At 72.3% G+C, this 20,939-nt stretch carries 16 protein-coding genes; 10 read left to right on the top strand and 6 right to left on the bottom strand.

The genetic code is table 11. The features are described 5' to 3' along the window. Positions 1-70 precede the first annotated feature (70 nt). From BLS70_RS12290 to BLS70_RS12265, 6 genes are all read right to left on the bottom strand, one after another. Positions 71-520 (bottom strand): DUF5313 family protein, encoded by a 450-nt coding sequence (locus BLS70_RS12290; RefSeq protein WP_091768015.1) that lies wholly within the window; start codon positions 518-520, stop codon positions 71-73. Beyond that, entirely contained in the window at positions 517-2,685 is a 2,169-nt protein-coding gene (locus BLS70_RS12285; protein WP_091768013.1) for a phage holin family protein, read from the bottom strand. Before BLS70_RS12285 ends, BLS70_RS12290 begins: the two co-directional genes overlap by 4 nt. After that, positions 2,682-3,308, bottom strand: coding sequence for a DedA family protein (locus tag BLS70_RS12280; protein ID WP_091768011.1), 627 nt, complete (start codon positions 3,306-3,308; stop codon positions 2,682-2,684). The genes BLS70_RS12285 and BLS70_RS12280 overlap by 4 nt, the downstream gene beginning before the upstream one ends. After that, entirely contained in the window at positions 3,305-4,114 is an 810-nt protein-coding gene (locus BLS70_RS12275) for an MBL fold metallo-hydrolase (protein ID WP_091768009.1), read from the bottom strand. Before BLS70_RS12275 ends, BLS70_RS12280 begins: the two co-directional genes overlap by 4 nt. Positions 4,115-4,289: 175 nt before the next feature. Beyond that, positions 4,290-6,842 carry a diguanylate cyclase domain-containing protein gene (locus BLS70_RS12270; protein ID WP_091768008.1) on the bottom strand — a complete coding sequence of 851 codons (2,553 nt, stop codon included), beginning with the start codon at positions 6,840-6,842 and terminating at the stop codon, positions 4,290-4,292. After that, positions 6,839-8,758: a putative bifunctional diguanylate cyclase/phosphodiesterase gene (locus BLS70_RS12265; protein ID WP_143030404.1), complete on the bottom strand. Its 1,920-nt coding sequence runs from the start codon at positions 8,756-8,758 to the stop codon at positions 6,839-6,841. Before BLS70_RS12265 ends, BLS70_RS12270 begins: the two co-directional genes overlap by 4 nt. Positions 8,759-8,949: 191 nt before the next feature. Between BLS70_RS12265 and BLS70_RS12260 the strand changes: the two genes are divergently transcribed. The 10 genes from BLS70_RS12260 to BLS70_RS12220 all read left to right on the top strand — a co-directional run bounded on the left by BLS70_RS12260 (position 8,950) and on the right by BLS70_RS12220 (position 20,848). Beyond that, the gene (locus BLS70_RS12260; protein ID WP_143030403.1) at positions 8,950-11,019 is read left to right on the top strand and encodes a DUF7933 domain-containing protein; all 2,070 of its coding nucleotides are present in this window, start codon (positions 8,950-8,952) and stop codon (positions 11,017-11,019) included. Between the two features lie 40 nt (positions 11,020-11,059). Then, on the top strand, positions 11,060-11,578 hold the full coding sequence (locus tag BLS70_RS12255; RefSeq protein ID WP_091768002.1) for a GNAT family N-acetyltransferase: 519 nt from the start codon (positions 11,060-11,062) through the stop codon (positions 11,576-11,578). A 121-nt stretch (positions 11,579-11,699) separates the two neighbouring features. After that, positions 11,700-12,314: a hypothetical protein gene (locus tag BLS70_RS12250; protein WP_091768000.1), complete on the top strand. Its 615-nt coding sequence runs from the start codon at positions 11,700-11,702 to the stop codon at positions 12,312-12,314. Between the two features lie 206 nt (positions 12,315-12,520). Beyond that, positions 12,521-12,649, top strand: coding sequence for a hypothetical protein (locus BLS70_RS21350; RefSeq protein ID WP_255362429.1), 129 nt, complete (start codon positions 12,521-12,523; stop codon positions 12,647-12,649). A gap of 709 nt (positions 12,650-13,358) precedes the next feature. Continuing rightward, positions 13,359-14,402, top strand: a complete 1,044-nt coding sequence (locus BLS70_RS20800) for a hypothetical protein (protein WP_091767997.1) — start codon at positions 13,359-13,361, stop codon at positions 14,400-14,402. 330 nt (positions 14,403-14,732) lie between these two features. Beyond that, positions 14,733-15,242: an acyltransferase gene (locus BLS70_RS12240; protein WP_091767994.1), complete on the top strand. Its 510-nt coding sequence runs from the start codon at positions 14,733-14,735 to the stop codon at positions 15,240-15,242. Between the two features lie 333 nt (positions 15,243-15,575). Beyond that, the gene (locus BLS70_RS12235; RefSeq protein WP_176946383.1) at positions 15,576-16,211 is read left to right on the top strand and encodes a class I SAM-dependent methyltransferase; all 636 of its coding nucleotides are present in this window, start codon (positions 15,576-15,578) and stop codon (positions 16,209-16,211) included. 241 nt (positions 16,212-16,452) lie between these two features. After that, positions 16,453-17,022: a molybdopterin-binding domain-containing protein gene (locus BLS70_RS21730; RefSeq protein WP_218122389.1), complete on the top strand. Its 570-nt coding sequence runs from the start codon at positions 16,453-16,455 to the stop codon at positions 17,020-17,022. Between the two features lie 12 nt (positions 17,023-17,034). Continuing rightward, on the top strand, positions 17,035-19,752 hold the full coding sequence (fdh, locus tag BLS70_RS12225) for a formate dehydrogenase (protein WP_091767988.1): 2,718 nt from the start codon (positions 17,035-17,037) through the stop codon (positions 19,750-19,752). A 28-nt stretch (positions 19,753-19,780) separates the two neighbouring features. Next, a complete protein-coding gene (locus tag BLS70_RS12220) occupies positions 19,781-20,848 on the top strand; it encodes a 4Fe-4S dicluster domain-containing protein (protein ID WP_091767985.1) in 1,068 nt (355 codons plus the stop codon). The last annotated feature ends 91 nt before the right edge of the window (positions 20,849-20,939 follow it).

Below are 20,939 nucleotides of genomic sequence, written 5' to 3'. Positions count from 1 at the left end.
CTGCCCTGTGAGGGTGTTCACCCGGCCGTCACGGCCCGCTCGCCCCGGCGTCACCGGCGCCCGGAGAGCCCTAGCGGCCCTGGCGTTCGCGGTACCGGGCGGCCCGCTTGGCGGCCGCCGCCCGCCGGCGGACGCTGTCCTCGGCCTCGCGCACCCGGGCGGCGTCCTCCCGGACGGCGGTCGCCGTGCCCACCGGGTAGCCGGCCTGCTTGACCCGGTGCTCGGCGGCCTCGGGCATGTAGGCGACCGAATAGAACATGCCCAGGAGCAGCCCGCCCAGGGCAGCCATGCCACGGATCCAGAACTCGCCCGGCAGGAAGATCAGCACCGCTCCGATGGGCACCATCATCTGAACGAAGGCGCGGGCCATGTGCCGCAGCACCCAGGTGCGCGTCGTGGTGTCGTGCAGCACCCAGGCGCTGTAGCGCCGGGAGAGCCGACCTCCGAGCGCGTACCAGATCCACCGCACCGGGTCGGGACGGCGGAGCGCCGTCGTCTCGCCGTCGGCCGGGGTGCTCACGGCTCGATGGTAGGCACCGGGCGGTGCCCGATCAGGTCGTCGGCCAGCGCGCGGAGGCTCTGCTCGCCGACGGCGGCGCCCTCGCCGGTGGGCTCGGGGTGGCCGAGGTCGGTGAGCCAGCCGCGCAGCACCCGGTGGAGGTGCTCGGCCCCGACGACCTCGCCCGGCGCGGTCCAGGACGCGGGGTGGGCGAGGAAGCCGCGCTGCTGCGGCCCGCCGAGCCCGCCGTGCGAGCCCACGTGCGGCTCGAAGGCCGACGCCTCGTCGGTGTCGGGGTCGTAGCGGCTGTTGATCACCAGGTCCGGACAGTGCGGGAACGTCGAGGCCCGGGCCACCAGGGCGGCGGCGTGCGGGCCGTAGGGGAGCAGCGGATCGCTGCCCAGCACCTCGCCCGAACGCAGCCGGTGCACCCCCTCCCGGCCCAGGACGACGGGGCCGGACTCCGCCGAGTGCACCAGCACGAAGCCGACGCCGTCGTGGTCGACCAGCCCGGGCAGCAGGTGCGGCCAGCGCTGCTCGATCTCCTCGAGCGAGGCGCGCCCCGGGATGCCCGGGAAGGACACCGACGCGGTGTGGCCGGAGACGGCGCAGACGACGCCGGGCGCGACCTGGGGCACCGCCGAGTCGCCGGGCGTCAGCGGTGATGCGGTGCGGTCGGCGGCCTCGTCGGCGCGCTGCCGCAGCCGGCGGGCGATCGGCCCGCATTCCTCGGCCAGCGTCGCCCCGACCTGCCACCCCTCGCTGGCCCGCCGGCTGTCCCTGGGCCCGGACAGGTGCCGCTGCCGGCTCTCGACCGGGTTCCCGCACAGCGAGCCGACCAGCTCCTCGATCGAGTGGCCGAAGCGGTCGGCGAACGCCCAGCCCTGGGTCTGCCCGTGGTCGGAGAGCAGCACCAGGGCGTACGGGCGCGGGGCCAGCGCGCTGGCGCGGTGCAACCGGCCGATCTGCTGGTCGATGCTCCGCAGCACCTCGAGGGTGTCGAAGCGCTCGACGCCGGAGTGGTGCGCGACCTCGTCGTAGCCCAGGAAGTCCGCGTAGACCACCGGACGCCCGGCCAGCATGTCCTCGAGCAGCGCCGAGACGACGACGTCGCGCGCGAGCACCGTCGTCCCCGCGCGGGCCAGTGGGTAGAGCCCACCGCGCGGCACCCTCGGCCGGACGTCGGCCCGCCGCTGCCGGGAGGCCGCGGACAGCTCGCGGACGACGTCGACCAGGGCGACGCCCAGCGTGCGGACGGCGTTTCCCGGCTTGGCGAAGTACGCGTAGTAGCCCGAACCCACGCGGCCGCGCCTGCGGCGTCCTCGGCGGGCCTCGGCCGGGACGAGGGACAGCGAACTCATGGTGAGGCTGACGAAGCGCGCGTCGCCGGTGAACAGGTTGCCGCGGCCGGCGCCGTCCCCGGCCAGCAGCCCGCGTCCGTCGGAGTGCCGGCGCTCGATCTCGGCGGCGTCCCGGGGGTTGGAGACCTGGACCAGCCGGTCGGTCTCCTTCTCGTACCAGCGGAAGGCGGGGACGTCGAAGTTGGAGCCGTGCAGGATCCCGCAGACGCTCGCGCCGGTCTGCGAGCTCCAGTCGGTGTGCCACGAGGTGAGCACGTGGCTGCCCGAGCGCAGCCAGGCCGCGAGCGTCGGCATCGAGCCGTCCCGCACGGCGCGGCGGGCGGTGTCGTAGCCCAGCCCGTCGATCTGGAGGAACAGCACGCCCGGGGGGAGCGGCTCGGCTGACGCGGTCACGGGTGCGCGGCGGCGGGCCCGGCGGAAGAAGATCTCGTCCTCGTCGACGGCGAGCAGACTGTTGATGACCCCGGACACCCCGGCCATGGCCACGGCGACGACGACCGACGTCCGGAAGCTGTGCACCTCGACGCCCGGGATCGCGGTGAAGACACCCAGCACGCCGGCGCCGAGCAGCAGGAAGCCGCCGATGCCGAGGGTGAAGAAGGCCAGCGGCAGCGCGATCCGCAGCACCAGCGGCCAGACCCCGGCGGTCAGCAGGCCCAGCAGCAGGGCGGCCACGGGCGGGTGCCACCACGAGCGCATGGCGAAGCCGTCCAGCCATCGGTCGAGCGCGATCAGCGCGCCGGTGGCCAGCGCCCAGGTGAGCAGGACGCGGGCGAGGGTCCGGCCGGCCCGCAGGACGCGGCCGGCGCCGGAGGGTTCGCTCACCGGGTCTCGCAGGGCTCGAGGGCCGGTTCGGGGTCCGGCGTCCTCCGGCGGCGACGGCGGGTGGCGACGACGTTGAGCACCGCACCGACCAGCAGCACGAGGACGGTGGCGATGAGGACGGCGACGAGCGGCGAGTCGAAGATGCCGCCGCTGGCCACGCCGAGCAGCGCGTAGGCCACCGCCCACAGCAGCGCGGCGACGAACTGGGCGGGCACGAGCCGCCGCCACGGGTAGCTGAGCGCTCCGGCGGCCACCAGCACCGGGATCCGCCCCGCGGGCAGCAGCCGGCCGGCCACGAGGATCTGCCAGCCGTGCTGCCGGAACTGCTCGCGCACCTCCTCGAGCCGCTCGGTGTGCTGCCCCCGGGCGACCCAGCGCACGGCCGCGGGCCCGCCGAACCGGCAGACCGCGAAGGTGATCAGGTCGCCGATCAGCGCGGCGAGCGTGGCCAGCGCCAGCACGGTGGGCAGGCCGAGGTCGTTGCTGGTCATGGCGAAGGCCGCCGCGGAGCCGACGACGGCGCCGGTGGGCACGACCGGCACGACCGAGCCCAGCAGCACGCCGCCGAACAGCAGCGGATAGCCGACCGACGAGGCCTCGGCCGCCGCGCCCAGGACGGTCACGGGGTCACGCCCGGCAGCAGGGGCACCGGCTCGCCGGGCCGGGCGACGACGACCTCGGTGGGCAGCCCGCGCGCCGCCACCTCGCGGGCGAAGGTCAGCGGCGGCTCGACCAGCAGCCGGCGCATGCGGGCGCGCAGGGGAGTGGGCAGCCGGGTGGTGCCGGCCGGGGCGAGCGTCCCCCAGTGCACCGGGACGGCGAACCGCGGGCGCAGCCGGGCCACCGCCTCCGCGGCCTCGGTCGGGTCGAGGTGGCCGGGGCCCAGGTCGGCGCCCCAGCCCCACACCGGCAGCACGGCGACGTCGAGGGACCGCTCGGCCAGCAGATGCATGCCGTCGTGCAGCGCGGTGTCCCCGCTGACGTAGACGGTGCTGCCCGCGCCCTCGAGCAGGTGCCCGACGGCGGAGGCGTCCGGGCCGCCGGTGAACCGCGGGCCCCATCGGTGACCGCTGTGCTCGGCGTGGACGGCGGTGATGCGCAGCGCGCCGTCGGCCAGCGTCTCGCCGGCCGCGAGCTCGTCGACCCGGCGGAACCCGTGCCGCCGCAGCCACGCCCCGGCGCCGCGCGGCACCACGTAGCGCGCGCCGGTGGACAGCATCCGCAGCGAGCGCACGTGCAGGTGGTCGGCATGCAGGTGGCTGAGCAGGACGACGTCGACGTCCGCCCACAGCGCCGGGTCGGGCACCGGCACCACCCGGCGCAGCGGGCCGACCGAGGCGGTGAGCAGGGGATCGGTCAGCACGGTGCGCCCGGCCAGCTCGACGCGCACCGTCGAGTGGCCGAGGAAGTGCAGCCTGGGTCCGCCCACCCGGTCAGTATTCGGGGCGGCGCCGACGGTTCCCAGCGTCCGCGCCCCGAACGGGGGTGATCCCGGACCCAGAACGCGGGCGAACCCTGAGACCACCATGGCCACCATGACCCTTGTGGCCGCCGTCGTGCGAGCTTCCGAGGGCCAGGATGGCCACGATGGCCCTGGGGGAGGGTCAGGCGGGGGCGAGCAGGCTCACGACGTCGTCGAGGGCGAGGTCGTGCGGGAGCGCGCGCCCCTGCAGAAGCTGGACGCCGGTGGCGACCGCGGCGCCCTGCAGCTCCGGCGTGCCGATGCCACCGGCGATCACGTCGATGCCGAAGTGCTCCGTGGTCCGCACGATGGCGGCGAGCACCTGCATCGCCCGGCCGGCGTCCTCGTGGCCGGCCAGCCGGGGCAGGTCGATGCGCACCAGGTCCAGGGAGATCCGGGCGAGCAGCGCGTACAGGCTGTAGCCCATGCCGTAGTCGTCCAGGCACAGCCGGACGCCGGTGCTGCGGATGGCCTCCAGCTCGCCGACCAGTGCGGCCGGGGCGGTCAGCAGCGTCTCCTCGGTGAAGGAGACCACCAGGCGGGCCGGGTCCAGGCCGCTGTCGGCCACCTCGGTGGCCACCTGCTCGGCCAGGCCGGCGACGGTCACGTGGCCGGCGGGCAGGCTGACGACGACGCCGAGCCGGGAGTCGGCCAGGCCGGCCGCCGCGGCGCAGGCCTCGTGGATGAGCCACTGCTGCAGGTCGCTGCTGCGGCCGTGCCGCTCCGAGGCGGCCCAGATGTCGGGTCCGTCAAGGACGCCGAGCTCCGCGTGGCCCCACACCGGCAGCGCGTGCACCAGCTCGAGGTGGCCGTCGGGCCCGAAGGCGCCGTCCAGCCGCAGTCGCATCGCGCCCTCTGCCCGGCGGTCGTAGAAGTCGTGCGTCGGCGCGGCGTCGGACGAGTCCTCGCGGGCCACCCGGACGCAGCCCTTGCCGGCGGCCTTGGCCGAGCGCAGTGCGGCGTCGGCCTCGCGGAAGGCGAGCTGGCCGCCGCCGGGGCCGAGGACCGCGATGCCCACGCTGGCGCCCACCGCGTACACGGCGCCGTCGACGCGGTGGGGCATGGCCATGACCTGCACGATGCGGGCGGCGACGTCCTCCGCCTCGGAGAGGCCGCCGGTCAGGACGACGGCGAACTCGTCGCCACCGAGGCGCGCGACCAGGTCGGTGTCCCGGACCACGGTGTTGAGCCGGCGGGCGACCTCGACGAGCAGCTGGTCTCCGGCCTCGTGCCCGGCGCCGTCGTTCACGGCCTTGAACCCGTCCATGTCGAGCACCAGCAGGCAGCGCTCGGCGGCGGTGGTGGCGCCCAGCTCCTGGAAGAGCACGGCGCGGTTGGGCAGCCGGGTGAGGTGGTCGGTGTAGGCCATGCGCTCGAGCTCGCGCTCGCGGCGCCGGCGGGTGGTGACGTCGCGCAGGTACAGCACGCGCCGCCCGCTGCCGGGCCGCTCGGAGGAGGTGGCCTCGAGCTCGCGCGGTTCGCCGTCGGCACCGACGACGCCGAGGTGCAGCGGGGGGCCGGAGCCGGCGGGGCTCTCCTCGGTGGCGGCGCGGAGGGCCGCGCGGTCCTCGGGGCGGACCACCTGGAGCAGCGTGACCTCCTCGTCCCTGCCGTCGATGCCCAGGAGCGTGCGGGCGGCGGGGGAGGTGAACAGCAGGCGGTACTCGTCGTCCATGATCGCGATGCCGTCGGAGCTGGCCTCGACGAGCTCGCGGAAGTCCTCCTCGCTGCGGACGAGGTCCTCGGTCATGCGGCCGTCCTCGCGGATGCGCACCAGCATCCGGAGGGCCATGAGGGTGAAGACGGCGCCGCAGCCGAACTCGGTGGCAACGGACAGCGGCTCCCCGGCGGCGACCGCGAGGGCCAGCGCGAGGGGCAGGCCGGCCATCGCGACGACGACCAGTGCCATGCCGGTCGCACCCACCACGGGGGCGGAGGCGCGGGCGGAGCGGTCGGCGAAGCGCTGCGGGGCGAGGTGGGCGGCCAGCGGGCAGAGCACGAGGGCGAGGGCGACGGCGACGTCGGAGCCCGCGGTCCACAGCGGGGAGGGCGCCACGATGGCCATGGCCTCGCAGGCGGAGGCGCCGGCCTGGGCGGCGACGACGGCGATCATCGTGGTCGCGCTCCGGCGCAGGGCCCGGGTGGAGACGGTGCACAGGGCGCCGGCGCCGCCCAGCATGACCGCGGTGTAGCCGCCGTAGGCGAGCACGAGCGGGCGCAAATCCTCGGGCGCGCCGGCCGGGTCGACCAGCGACGTCCGCAGCACCTCGGTGATCACGAGCAGCGCGGTGGTGGTGAGCAGGCCGTCGACGACCAGCGCGGACCAGCGGGTGCGGATGACCCGGCGGGCCAGCAGCGCGCAGGTGACCAGCGGCGAGGTGGCGCCGGCGAAGAGGATGACGTCGTCGACGCCGAACCCGTCGAACGCGGGCCCGGGGAAGGAACCGGCGAGGAACTGGGCGACGGCGAAGCACGCCGCGCCGATGACCGTCGGCCACCAGGGGCGGGCGGCGGCGCGGTCCATCAGCCGGATGCGGCTGTACGCCGTCCACCCGCTGCTCACCGCGACGCAGCCGAGGACGAGCTCGTCCCACTGCATGCCGGTGCCGTCGGGCGCGCTGAAGGGGACGGCGAGCGCCAGCCCGAGCAGACCCAGGACGAGGGTCCAGACGAGCCGGCGGCCGACGGCGCTCACGGCTGCGACACCGGACCGGCGGCGCGGGCGTGCAGTGCGTCGGCGGCGAGCTCGATCCCGCGCGCCAGAGCGCCCACCTCCAGCGGGCGGGAGAGCAGGAAGCCCTGCAGGTAGCGGTGCCCCATGTCGCGCAGCAGCGTCAGGGTGGCCGCGGTGTTGACGCCCTCGACGATGACCGGCAGGCCGAGGCTCGAGCCGAGCTGGAGCACCGCCCGGCACATGGCGCGGCGGGCCGGGTCGTGCTCGACGTCGGCGAGGAAGTACTGGTCCATCTTGAGGACGTCGACGGGCATCCCGACCAGGTAGGCAAGGGAGGACCACCCGGTGCCGAAGTCGTCGACGGCGATGCGGACGCCGAGCCCACGCAGCGCGGCGAGGTCCTCGATGACGTGCGCGTCGTCGAGCAGCACCGACTCGGTGATCTCGACCAGCAGCCGCGAGGGGTGCAGGCCGCTGTCGGCGAGCGCGGCGAGCACGTCGGGGACCAGCTCCCCGCTGCGCACCTGGCGGGCGGAGACGTTGACGGCGACGTTGAGCGCCTCGGCGCCGGGGCCTCCGCCGTCGAGCACGGCGACGGTGCGGCAGGCCTCGCGCAGCACCCACCGGCCGACGTCGACGATGAGGGCGGTCTCCTCGGCCAGCGGGACGAACTCGACGGGGGAGACCTCGCCGAAGGTGGGGTGCCGCCAGCGCAGCAGCGCCTCGACGGTGACCGTGCGGTGCAGGACGGAGTCGACCACGGGCTGGAAGACCAGCCGCAGCTCGCCGCGCTCCAGGGCGCCGTCGAGGTCGGCGCGCAGGGCGCTGCGCCGGTCCTGCTCCGTGCGCAGGGCGTCGTCGTACCGGTGGACGGCGCCGTCGCCGGCGCGGCGTGCGCTGCGCAGGGCGAGGTCGGCGCGGCGCAGGGCCTCGCCGGGGTCGACGTCGGGCGACAGCTGGCTGACGCCGGCCGAAGCGGTGACGGGGAGGGTGCCGGTCGGGGTGGCCAGCGGGCCGACGGTGGCCATCAGGCGGTCGGCCACGGCCTCGGCGTCGGCGACGCTGCCCTGCACGAGGACGACGAAGTCGCCGTCGGTGCTGCGCGCGAGCCAGTCCTCGCCGCGCAGGACGCGGGAGATGCGGGAGGTGAGCGCCCGCAGCACGGTCGCCTCCTCGCCGGGGGAGAGGACCTCGCTGCAGGTGATGCCGACGACGGCCATGGCGTAGGTGCGGTTGCGCGGTCCGCGCTGCACCGCGCCGAGGCGCCGCATCAGGGCCGTGCGGTTGGGCAGACCGGTGACGGCGTCGGTGAGGGAGAGCTCGAGGGGCTCGGAGTCGGCGCCGGGGGCAGGGGCGCTCGGGCTCACGTCGCGGCAGTGCAGCACGAGCGCACCGATCTCGGGGTCGGCGCGCAGGTCGCGCACGGTGGCCTGGACCAGCCGCCAGCCGCCGTCGGACTGGCGGATGCGGGCGGTGCGGACGGCGGACTGGCCGTCGCCGTCGAGGGCGCCGAACAGGCCGGCGCGGTCGTCGGGGTGGACGGTGTCGGCGACGTGCACGCCGACCAGGTCGGCGACGCCGAGACCGAGCAGCGAGCCTGCGGCCTCGGAGGCGAAGGTGATGCGGAGGGAGTCGTCGAGGATCACGACGGGGTCGACGCTGCTGCGGACCAGCGTGCGCAGCGAGTCCTGGCTGCGGCGCAGGGCGCCGGACAGCCGGTGCTGGCGCTGCCACAGGAAGACCTGGAGGGTCAGCAGGGCGAGCAGCCCGCCGGTGGCGACGACGACGCCGGCCGGTGCGCGCAGCGCGAGCAGGCCGGCCACCACCGCGGCGATGCCGAGGACGGCCGCGGGCAGGCCGAGCGCCCCGGTGCGCCCGCTGCGGGGCGCGGCCGGGGAGCTGACCGGGGACTGCCCTGGGTCGGACGCGGTGCTCACCCCCTTGTTGTCGGGAGCCGCGGGGCCCGGCTGCAGGGACCCGGCGGCGCGGTCACCCCTTGGGGGCAGCCGTCGGCGGCGCGGTGCCGGCGGCACGCTGGGCAGGAGGCGGCTGAGGTGCATGGGGCGACACATCGATGGTGCCGCGTCCATCACCCCATGTGAGTCGCTGATCACTCTATGGTCCGCTCGTGGCCATCTCGCGTGGTTCCCTGTCGGCACGAGGACGTCGAACGCGTGCGCTCCTGGTGCTCGTCGTCGCACTGCTCGCCACGTCCGGCGTTGTGGTCGCCACCGCTCCGCCGGCTCAGGCCGCCGGCGACCAGCACGGCGCAGGCCAGGTCGTGCTCAATCCGGGTGGCGGCACGGCGTCGGACGGCCGGGACGGCCTGCGCATCGTGCTCAACGCGTCTGCTCACCGGATGGGCGTGCCGGCCCCCGCCGCCAGCGATCAGATCTGGTTCGCCAACTCGGTCCAGTACTGCTGCCTCACCGGAGCAGGTCCGCACCTCAACGTCGGCGGCACGCTCTTCGGCGAGAGCGGCGCGTCGGGCGGTGGGAGCTCGTGGACCAGCGTCACGGTCGTCGGAACGTCGGGGGCCGCGGCGAAGGGGCTGCCCTCGACGACCGGCGACGCAACGGCACACCTGCGCTACACCGCGGTGAAGAACGGCCGGACGTACACGGTCGACCGCAGGGTCGCCTACACCTTCCCGAACCACTTCTTCCGCGATACGTACACCTTCACGATCCCCGCCGGGAACACTGATCCGGTCCGCTTCTACAGCGGCGGTGACACCTCTCCGGGAAGTGGAACCGAGGGCTTCGGTGTCGGGCTCACCTCGCCGGTGCGGTCGGTCATCTCCGTGAACCCGGGGAGCGGGAAGCTGGTGGGGCAGCGCGAGGTGCCCGGCAGCAAGCCCTTCGACGGCGCCACGTCGGGCCCCTTCGACTCGCCGTACGACACCGTCGCCGAAGGGGGGAACGTCGGCTTCGCCGTCGCGGCGAGCGAACACGACACCGGCTTCATGACGCAGTGGAACCTCGGCTCCAGGCCCGGCACGCGGGTCCGCGCCCAGGAGACGTTCGTCGGTTTCCAGGGCACGAGCATGTCGGCGGCATTCCGCGCTTCGGAGGTGGCTGCGGGTGCTCCCGTGCTGCTGGACCTGAGCGTGCTGAACAGCACGCGGACCGAGGTGAGCGGCCTCGGCTACACCTTCACCCTGCCCGCGGGCATGGAGATCGCCGGGGGCGAGCGGACCAGCAACTGCGGCGGCTCGCTGTCCCCCAACGGCCGCACCGTCACGCTGACCGGTGGCCGTGTGCCGCTCGCGGACAACTGCGTGGTCTCGGTGCCCGTGTCGGCGCCTGCCGGGACGTACACGATCGGCCGGTCCGCGGTCAGCGGCCTGGCTGTCGCCACCAACGGCGTCGGCAGCGCCACCCTCACCGTGACCGCTCCGTCCACCCCGGTCCTGCCGCCGGCACCCCCGACGACCCCGGCGCCCGAGGCCCCCGCGCCGTCGGCCCCCGGAGCCCCGACCGGCCTGACCACGGCGCCCGAGCGCTCCGCTGTGCTGGTGAGCTGGCGGGCGCCGGCCACCGGTTCGCCGGCGGAGCGGTACCGGGTGACCGCGGACCCGGGCTCGGCGTCCTGCGACACGACAGGGCTGTCGTGCGTGCTCGGCGGTGTCGCGGGGACGTCGTACACGTACACCGTGACGCCGTACGGAGCAGGCGGGGTCGCCGGCACGCCGGCCACGGTGCGGACCAGCGTCGCGGTCGAGGCCCCGCAGATCCCGGAGTCTGCGCCGGAGACGCCGCTGACGCTCACCACCGACCGCGGGCCCATCACGAAGGCGTCGCCGGGCGAGGCGATCACCGTGATCGGCGACGGCTTCCTCCCCTTCTCGACGGTCACCATCGTCATCCACTCCACGCCGACGACGCTGGGGCAGGTGACCACCGACGCCGACGGCACCTTCTCTCAGGCCGTCGTCGTCCCGCCGGGCCTGGAGGTGGGGGAGCACTCGCTGGTCGCCTACGGCGTGGACCCGGACGGCGAGCCGCACCTGCTGCGGATGGACGTGACGGTGGCCGCGGCGGAGGCCTCGGCGGAGCCGGCCGACGGCAGCCTCCCGATGACGGGGCAAAACGTGCAGCCGGTGACCTACGTCGCCGTGGCGAGCGGGCTGCTGGCGGTCGGATTCCTCCTCATCCTCGGCGGACGCACCCGCCGCCGTCCTGAGCACAGGCTCTGACCCCTCGGCGGCGTCTCGCGTCGGCCTAGGGTTGCCCGCCGTGAACACCCCGCCAGCGCCGGTCATCCGTCCGGCCACCCCGGACGACGTTGCGGCGATCGCCTCGATCTATGCCCACTACGTCGAGCACAGCGTGGCCACGTTCGACCTGACGGCGCCGGACGCGGCCTGGTGGACGGCGAAGCTCGCGGACCTGACCGCCGTCGGTTGGCCGTTCCTGGTCGCCGAGGACGAGGGGGAACCGGCCGGGTACGCGTACGTGGCGCCGTGGCGGGTGAAGCCGGCCTACCGGCAGACCGTCGAGGACACCATCTACCTGGCGCCCGGGCGGACCGGCCGGGGCATCGGCCGGGCGCTGCTGGGCGCGCTGCTCGACGCGGCGCGGACGGCAGGGGCGCGTCAGGTGATCGCGGTGGTCGCCGACGGCGGGGACGAGTCGTCGGTGCGGCTGCACGGCGCGTTCGGCTTCGTGGAGGCCGGGCGGCTGCGGGGCGTCGGCTACAAGCACGGCCGCTGGCTGGACACCCTGCTGCTGCAGGCGGATCTGACCGACGGCTGAGCCCTTCGGATCTTGCGGGTTCCTTGCGGAAGCCTCGGGCCGCACGTGCGGATGCGGGCCCAAGGTCGATGGCGAGACAGGAGCGGAACAGCCGCTCTCGCCAGCCCGGGGGGATCCGAGCATGAGCACCAACACCATCACCACCGGTCGGCGCAGCGCCGGCAAGGTGGTCGGTTCGATCGTCGTGGTCGGGGCGGCAGCGGCCGTCGCCGGTATCGGCACCTTCGGTTCGTTCACCGACACCACCTCGGCGGTCGACGCCGGCGTGGACACCGGTGTGCTGTCCATCGACGTCTCGGCCGCAGGCACCACCGCACCGGTGCCGGTGACGACCGCCAACATGCTGCCCGGCGACGTCGGCTACTTCCCAATGGACCTGCGCAACGGCGGCGACGTCGGCCTGTCCTCGGTGACCCTCGGGTCCTCGGCGGCCGTCTCCAGCCGGCTGGACACCGAGAAGGTGCACGGCCTGCAGCTGAAGATCGACACCTGCGAGGTCGCGTGGGTGCGCTCCGGTGCCTCCTGGACCTGTGCGCCCGGTGCCGACCAGCTCTACACGGGGCCGGTCGTGACCAACACCGTTCTGCCCGGCGCGCTCAGCCTGGAGGCCGGTAAGACCGACCACCTGCTGGCCACGGTCTCCTTCCCGACCACGGGTGGCGACCTGATGCAGAACCAGAGCAGCTCGCTGGAGTTCGTCTTCACCGCCGCTCAGCGCGACGGCGGCGCCCGCTGACCTGCGGGGAGCGCCGGCCGGGGGACCGGCGCTCCCCGGCGGGACTCGTTCCAACCGTTCCCATCGGGGCGACCACGGGGTGCCCCGATGGGAACGGTGACGAGTCGGGTGCGGTGTGCCCCTCGTGTCACATCCGCATCAGCCGCGGGGCGAAGCCCTCGCGGGAGCCATAGCTTCTCCCCTTGCGAACGACGAAGGGGGTAGCCGTGGAGCACGTTCTGCAGCATCCGCCGGCCGAGGCCGTGCGGCGCTACCTCTCGATCGGCTTCTGGCTGATGGCCGCCGGAGCGGCCGCCGCACTAGGCCTCGACCTGGACGGCGACGTCCTGGTCTAGGCCTGCGCTGCGACCGAAGACCCTTACAGCGGGTCTGCTGTTCATGCAGGTGCACGCAAGGATCGCTATCCAGTGCCCATGGCGCAGGCGCAGCGGTTCGCTCGACGACTGAAACTGCGAATCCGTCAGTCTGGTGGGCCGAGCACGGGCCGATCGGCACGTTTTACGCCTGCCGCTGCGGCGACTTCCGCCCGGGCTTGTGAAGGCGCTGCAAGCCGGCATGCAGCAGGACCCCCAGCGCAACTCCGGTGCTGTTGGTGATGACGTCCATCGGTGTGGCGTTCCGTCCGGGTGGAGGAAGCTGTGCCGCTTCCACGCGAATCTAGACGGCGACGCATATCAGCCAGACCAGCCACCCGCTGGCTCGAGCCATCAGCCAGCAGAGCAGACCGCAGGGATAAACAGCAGCACGTTGGCTACGCCTCCCACGTCGCCGGTGCTGTCCACTCGAGGCTGTCGGCGCGCTGAAGCGTGGTGGCGCCTCGGCGAAGAGCCCACCCAGGGACGCGCCCAGCGTGAGTGCCGCGACGACAGCGACCACAGGACCATTGTGGTCGCCGCCGCCCGACGGCTCATGCCGCCAAAGTAAGCTCGACGCAGTCGCCGACCCAGCGGGCCGGTTGGTGCTCTGAGCGGCCTACTCTGGGCGAGCGGTACTTCCCGCGGGGAATGGGTACGGTGCCGTCTATCGCGAGGACGGGATGACCCCATGCGCCGGATAGCTTTGGTGGGCCTTGCTGCGGTGTTCATGGTGACCGCCTGCGGAAGCGACGACGAACCGAATCGCAGCCCGGGGGCGACCGCAGCGTCGGAGTCCGCCGCACCGACCCCGTCGGAGTCCACCGCACCGACCCCGTCGGAGTCCGCCGCACCGACCCCGTCGGAGTCCGCCGCACCGACCCCGTCGGAGTCCGCCGCACCGACCTCGTCGGAGTCCGCCGCACCGACCGATCTTGATGGCACACGAGAGTACGGCGATCTAGTCGAGCCCCAGCAGTCGAAGCGCGCCCGCGGTGGCCCCGAGAACACGGGGCACCGTGTCGGCGCTCTCGCCGACAGCGACCTGGTCACTATCAAGCCGGGCGAGCGCCACGTCGGAAAGCGGTTCACCAAGCCCGTCCGCATGACAGGCGGCGCTGCGGTCGACTCCTATTTCGCCGCTGGCCTGCTCGTTTTGCCCGGCGACCCCGTGAACGTGTCGTGGTCCACGATCCGCGGCGGGCTCGGAGTGTCTTCCCACACCGGCGGACGCTTCTCCAACCTCGACATCCGAGACCTTCCGCACGACGGGCTGCACATCACCTCCGACCGGGGCCAGCTCGCCCGCGACTTGGTGTTCGACACTTGTTGGGTGCACGGCTTCCAGCCCGCCGCTGGCGCGCACGCCGACGGCATCCAAATCCGCGGCGTCGACGGGCTCACTCTGGCGAACTGCACCCTCGACCTCGGCCCCTGGGCGCATGGGCCTGACGGGAGAGACGCCCTCAACGCGGCCTTCTTCACGGAGAACGCCAACGGCGGCGCGTCCAACGTCCGGCTGCGCAACTCCTACCTCAACGGCGGCGGAATAACGTGGCGCTCCGGTGGCGCCGTCGCCGGCGCCTTCGAGGTCACCGACTGCGACTTCGGCCCCGACTGGCGCTATGCCGTCCAGTACTCCGCCGGGGACCGCAAGGGCTCTCTCCCTACCCTCCAGAAAGGCAACCGCTACCTGGACAAGGACGGCACCTGGAAGCCGCTCATCCTCGTCTGACCACGCGGCGAAAGTTTTCTCAGCCGCTCATCGCGGCCTATACTCGCCTGCGGTGTCATAGGCCGTTTGGGACTCCGGCCGGCCGAAACAACAACTCGCGCTGCTCGCGAGTGCGTCGCGAACGGCAAGATCAAAAGCCGAGCTCCTCGAGATAGTCGTCGCACCACTTGAAAGGCTCCTCCAGGTCGGCTTGGGACTCCCCATGGGCGGCATCGCGGGCTGGCAGAGCGCTTCACCCGAATGGACCACCACGCCTCGAAGCTCTAAGCGGGCGCGCCCTAGCGGCCCAGTCTCGGCCCTCGGGCAGGCGTTGACCGTAAGGTCTCGCTCATGGGGCGCGTGGGTACCGAGTTGCGCCGGATCCTGCGCGACAGGCTCGTCAACGGGTTGATTGGCTCACCGATCGTGCCGCCGCAGGTGCGGTGGCGACTGCTGCGCCTGGCCGGCCTGGACCTGGCGAAGTGCAAAATCAGTGCCAGCACGTGGTTCAGCGGCCCCAGCGTGACAATCGGTCGGGGTTCCTACGTCAACTACGGCTGCTGGTTCGACAGCTTCGCACCTATCACCATTGGCGCCAGGTGTCATCTAGCCCCGCACGTCGTCCTAGTCACCAGCACCCACCACGAAGGAGTGCCGGAACAGCGCGCCGGTGCGGTCACGGCCGCCCCCATCTTTGTCGGTGACGGCACATGGATCGGCGTTCGAGCCACAATCTTGCCGGGAGTCAACATCGGTGAAGGTTGCGTGGTGGCCGCTGGCGCCACCGTCATCTCCGACTGCGAACCGCACGGCCTGTATGCCGGGACGCCAGCGCGAAGAGTCCGCGATTTAGGGCCCTGAGCGCCTTTCCTGTGTCGCCTACCGTTGGGTAGGCTCGAACGGTGGAAACCAGGGACGATTCGCAGCGCCAGGCAGACCAGCCGAGGTGGGTCAGAATGATTGACGGCGAATACTCGTTGCCCTGGTGGATCCTCGGGGGCTATTGCATGGTGGCGCCAGTCATCGCCTACCTCGGCATCACCGGCCGCATGTGATGCGGCGGCTCGTCGAGCGGTACCGCGGCACCGGGGGTTACCAGCGGACCTCCCGGCTTGAATGTCCCCCCTGCGGGAATGCTGCTCTCGTCACCAAGGACAAGTTGCTTCCCGACCTATGCACTGGTCGCGACGGGCTATGAAGCCGCACCGGCTATTGGCTCGCAACCTGTCGGCGCGGTCGCGCGCGCAGAAGGTGGAGTGGCTTCGCGCCCGTATCGAGCCGGGAGCGTCGGTGCTCCTGGTCGGCGCCAGCGGCTATGAGGCGGGCGGCGTCGACACCAACAACGCTGTCGAGCGTGGGGTCGCCGCCTTCACGAAAGCGCACGCCCTCGTCTACCAGGGCGTCGACCCACGGATCGGCTGCCCGTGGTCAGCGGGCGACGGCTGCGCGTTGCCGTTCGCTGACGCATCGTTTGACTACGTAGTGTCGAACGCGGTGATCGAGCACGTAGGCGGGCCTGGGCGAGCAGAACTGATGCTCGCCGAATCTCGTCGAGTCGCCCGGCTGGGCGCGTTCCACACCACCCCCGACCGGTGGTTCCCCATCGAGGTGCACACACAGGTGCCGTTGCTGCACTGGCTGCCTCGAAGTCGCCAGGCAGCCGCTTTTGCTCAAGCCGGCAAGAGCTTCTGGAACACGGAACACTACTGGCTATTCGGTCGCCGCGACTTTTCTGCCCTGGACCCGAACTTCTCCGTCCGGCGTATTAACCCGATGACCCTCATCGCCGAGTGGTCACCGGTGACCGCCTTGCAGGGCCCAGCGAGCTAGCCCTATAGGAATATGGGCGCCGGGCGGGGGAAGGGGCAAGCTCATCGATGATGACCTCGTAGATGGGATCGAGTCCCGCGCCGGCCTATACGGGGCAGATTGGCTCAACCTGCGGTGGGATGCGTTGCCGCGGACTCACGACATGTCCCGGGACTGCGGCGCAAAGCACCGCACGGAGGACGGCCGCCGGGTTGGATCCTTGGGAGCGGTCGTCGCGCCGGATGGCGGCGCCGGTGGCAACATGATCCGGGTGAAGACCTGGCTCGACAGTTGGCCGGTGTACCGGCAGCTCACCGGCTCGGACCCGTTCGGGCGCGGCAAGGCCGCCCGCAGCAAGGCGACCGAGGCGACGGTGTCGCGCACGGCCACGGCCGACCGGGTCTTGAAGAGCGTGTGCCCCTTCTGTGCGGTCGGTTGCGCGCAGAACGTGTACGTGAAGGACGAGAAGATCGTCCAGATCGAGGGCGACCCGGACTCGCCGATCAACCGCGGCCGGCTGTGCCCCAAGGGGTCGGCGAGCAAGCAGCTCGTCACCAGCCCGACTCGGGTCACCACGGTCAAGTACCGCCGTCCGTACGGGACGGAGTGGGAGGACCTGGACCTCGACACGGCGATGGAGATGATCGCCGACCGCGTCCTCGAGGCCCGCCGCAAGGGCTGGCAGGAGGAGGACGGCGGCAAGCGGGTCAACCGCACGATGGGCATCGCCAGCCTGGGTGGCGCCACGCTGGACAATGAAGAGAACTACCTGATGAAGAAGCTGTACAGCGCCCTGGGCGCCATACAGATCGAGAACCAGGCCCGCATATAGCACTCCTCCACGGTGCCCGGTCTGGGTGCCTCGTTCGGCCGTGGTGGCGCAACCAACTTCCTCGAGGACCTCTCGAACTCCGACTGCATCGTCATCGAGGGCTCCAACATGGCCGAGTGCCATCCGGTGGGCTTCCAGTGGGTGAGCGAGGCAAAGGCGCGCGGCGCGAAGATCGTGCACATCGACCCGCGGTTCACCCGCACCAGCGCGATCGCCGACCTGCACGTGCCGCTGCGCATGGGCACCGACATCGCGTTCCTCGGTGGGCTGATCAAGTACGTGCTGGACAACGACCTGTACTTCAAGGACTACGTCGTCGCCTACACGAACGCCTCGGCCCTGGTGAACGAGGAGTTCGCTGACACCGAGGACCTCGACGGCCTGTTCTCCGGTTTCGACGCCGAGAACCGCATGTACGACGACAGCAGCTGGCAGTACGACCCGGAGGAGCCCAACCATTCGGGCGCCGAGCAGCCGGCCGAGGCCGCCGAGCAGGAGCGCACCGACGACCACCCGGACGTCAAGAAGACCGACCGGGCGCAGGCGGCCGGCAGCGGCGGCCCGACGATCCCGGCGAAGCCCAGGCGCGACGAGACGCTGCAGCACCCGCGCTCGGTCTTCCAGATCCTCAAGCGGCACTACGCCCGCTACACCCCGGAAATGGTGTCCGAGGTCTGCGGCATCGAGCCCGAGGTGTTCCTCCAGGTCGCCAAGTGGGTCACCGACAACAGCAACCGCGACCGGACGACGGCCTGGGTGTACTCGGTGGGCTGGACGCAGCACAGCGTGGGCGCGCAGTACATCCGCACCTGCTCGATCCTGCAGACGCTGCTGGGCAACATCGGCCGTCCCGGCGGTGGGATCATGGCGCTGCGCGGGCATGCCAGCATTCAGGGCTCCACCGACATCCCGACGCTGTACAACCTGCTGCCCGGATACCTGCCGATGCCGCACGCCATGCAGCACGCGACGCTCGACGAGTACGTCGCCGACGCCGCCGGCAAGGCCGGGTTCTGGGGCAACAAGCGCGCGTACATGACCAGCCTGCTCAAGGCCTGGTGGGGCGACGCGGCGACGGCGGAGAACGACTTCGCCTTCGACTACCTGCCCAAGATCAACGGCGACCACAGCTCCTACCGGACGATTGCCGACATGATCGAGGGGAAGGTCTCCGGCTATTTCCTGGTCGGGGAGAACCCCTCGGTCGGGCACCCCAACGGCCGGATGAACCGGTTCGGCCTGGCCAACCTCGACTGGATGGTCGTCCGCGATCTGCAGATGATCGAGTCGGCCACCTTCTGGAAGGAAGGGCCCGAGCACGAGACGGGCGAGCTGGCCCCCGAGACGATCGGCACCGAGGTCTTCTTCATGCCGGCGGCGACGCACGTCGAGAAGGAAGGCACCTTCACCCAGACCCAACGGGTGTTGCAGTGGCGACACAAGGCGGTCGAGCCGCCGAACGACGCCCGCAGCGACCTGTGGTTCTACTACCACCTCGGCCGGATGCTGCGGGAGCGGCTGGCGGACTCCACCGACCCGCGCGACCGCCCGCTGCTGGACCTCACCTGGGACTACCCGGTGCACGGGGAGACGCAGGACCCCGACGCCGAGGCGGTGCTGCGGGAGATCAACGGCGTCGGTCCGGACGGGCGCGCGCTGAACTCCTACATGCAGATGAAGGACGACGGCTCGACCTCCGGCGGCTGCTGGATCTACACCGGCGTCTACGCCGATGAGGTCAACCAGGCCGCCCGGCGGGTGCCGGCGAAGCAGATGGGGCTGGCCGGCTCCGAATGGGGCTGGGCGTGGCCGCTCAACCGCCGGATGCTCTACAACCGTGCCTCGGCCGATCCGGCGGGCAAGCCGTGGAGCGAGCGCAAGAAGTACGTGTGGTGGGACGAGGACGCCGGTGAGTGGACCGGCTCCGACGTCCCAGACTTCGAGAAGAACAAGCGCCCGGACTACGTGCCGCCGGACGGCGCCAAGGCGCAGGACGCGCTGGCCGGCACCGACCCGTTCGTCATGCAGGGCGACGGCAAGGCGTGGCTGTTCGCGCCGGCCGGGGTGGTCGACGGCCCGCTGCCGACGCACTACGAGCCGGTGGAGTCCGTCGTCGAGAACGCCCTGTACCCGATCCAGGCGAACCCGACGGTGGAGCGCATCCCCGGCCCGTGGAACCGGGAGAACCCCTCCCGCAGCGAGGTCTTCCCGTTCCAGGTGACCACCTACCGGCTGACGGAGCACCACACCGCGGGCGGCATGAGTCGCACGCTGCCCTACCTCTCGGAGCTCCAGCCGGAGTTCTTCGTCGAGGTGAGCCCCGAGCTGGCCCGGCTGCGCGGGCTGAGCAACGGCGAGTACGCCACGCTGGTCAGCGCGCGGACCGCTATCGAGGCGAAGGTGCTGGTCACCGAGCGGATGCGGCCGATCCGGCTGCGCGGCGGGCAGGTCGTGCACCAGATCGGCATGCCCTACCACTGGTCCTACGCGGGCATCTCCACCGGCGATTCGGCCAACGACCTGCTGGGCATCGCGCTGGACCCGAACACGCACATCCAGGAGGACAAGGTCAGCACCGCCGACATCATCCCGGGCCGACGTCCACGCGGGCCCGCGATGCTCGATTTGGTGGAGGACTACCGCCGCCGGGCCGGAGTGCAATCCGGGCGGGTCGGGGTGAATGGCCGCGACCCGGTCGAGGCCGACGCCGGCGAGGGCTCGAACCTGTGACGGGCACCAACAGAGCGAAGGGCGCGGCATGACCTCGGTCAGCTCCGCGAGCGCGGCCTTCACCGGCCGCGACCCCGGCAACCGGCTGTACGGCCCGGTGCCCGACGTGACCGAGCAGTCCGGTTACGTCGAGGAGCACCCGGCGCGCGTCGGGTTCTTCACCGACACCTCGGTCTGCATCGGCTGCAAGGCCTGCGAGGTGGCCTGCAAGGAGTGGAACACGCTCCCGATGGACGACTCGCACGGCGTGAAGGACGCCCTCGGTCTGTCCGGCATGTCGTATGACAACACCGGCCAGCTGGGCGCCAACTCTTGGCGGCACGTCGCCTTCATCGAGCAGAGCCGCGCGGTCGACCTACCGATGCCGACCTTTGGCCGGCCCGGCGACGACCGGCACGACCACGGCCCGTCCCCGGCAGTCTCGGGGGATGACGTCAGCCTGGCCAACGCCCAGCAGAGCAGCGTGCTCAACGCCGAGGCGCTGAGCGAGTTCGACCCGCAGACCGGCCAGAGCGGGGCGGACAAGCAGGTGCGGTGGCTGATGAGCTCCGACGTCTGCAAGCACTGCACGCACGCCGGCTGCCTGGACGTCTGCCCGACCGGAGCGCTGTTCCGCACCGAGTTCGGCACCGTGGTGGTGCAGGGCGACATCTGCAACGGCTGCGGCTACTGCGTCGCCGCCTGCCCCTACGGCGTCATCGACCAGCGCAAGGACGACGGCCGGGTCTTCAAGTGCACGATGTGCTACGACCGGCTGACCGACGGGCTGCAGCCGGCGTGCGCGACGGCCTGCCCCACGCAGTCGATCCAGTTCGGCGACCTGGATGAGCTGCAGGCCCGCGCCGACGCGCGGCTGGAGACGCTCAAGGGTCAGGGCGTGGAGACGGCGCGGCTGTACGGGCGCGACGAGAGCGACGGCGTCGGGGGAGTGGGAGCGTTCTTCCTGCTGCTCGACGAGCCGGAGGTCTACGGCCTGCCGCCGGACCCGATCGTGACCACGCGTGACCTACCGGCCATGTGGAAGGCGGCCGGCAAGGCCGCGGTGATGATGGTCGGGGTAGCCGTCACGGCGATCCTCGGTTCGCGGCGCTCATGACCGGCGGGATCACCAGCCCGGGCGCCGGGTGGCGCCAGGCCGACCGCGGGCCGGCGACGCAACAGACGACCAAGAGGCGCCACAGGCGTGG

It is taken from the genome of Blastococcus aurantiacus (genome assembly GCF_900102425.1).
Taxonomy (GTDB): Bacteria; Actinomycetota; Actinomycetes; order Mycobacteriales; family Geodermatophilaceae; genus Blastococcus; species Blastococcus aurantiacus.
Note: the sequence above shows the minus strand (reverse complement) of the source record. Positions and strands in the feature narration are given on the sequence as shown.

Excerpts from the sequence above, each read along its gene's own strand:
- BLS70_RS12250 (WP_091768000.1), top strand. The coding sequence starts at position 11,700 with ATGAGCACCAACACCATCACCACCGGTCGGCGCAGCGCCGGCAAGGTG.
- BLS70_RS20800 (WP_091767997.1), top strand. The coding sequence starts at position 13,359 with ATGCGCCGGATAGCTTTGGTGGGCCTTGCTGCGGTGTTCATGGTGACC.
- BLS70_RS12240 (WP_091767994.1), top strand. The coding sequence starts at position 14,733 with ATGGGGCGCGTGGGTACCGAGTTGCGCCGGATCCTGCGCGACAGGCTC.
- BLS70_RS12235 (WP_176946383.1), top strand. The coding sequence starts at position 15,576 with ATGAAGCCGCACCGGCTATTGGCTCGCAACCTGTCGGCGCGGTCGCGC.
- BLS70_RS21730 (WP_218122389.1), top strand. The coding sequence starts at position 16,453 with ATGATCCGGGTGAAGACCTGGCTCGACAGTTGGCCGGTGTACCGGCAG.
- BLS70_RS12220 (WP_091767985.1), top strand. The coding sequence starts at position 19,781 with ATGACCTCGGTCAGCTCCGCGAGCGCGGCCTTCACCGGCCGCGACCCC.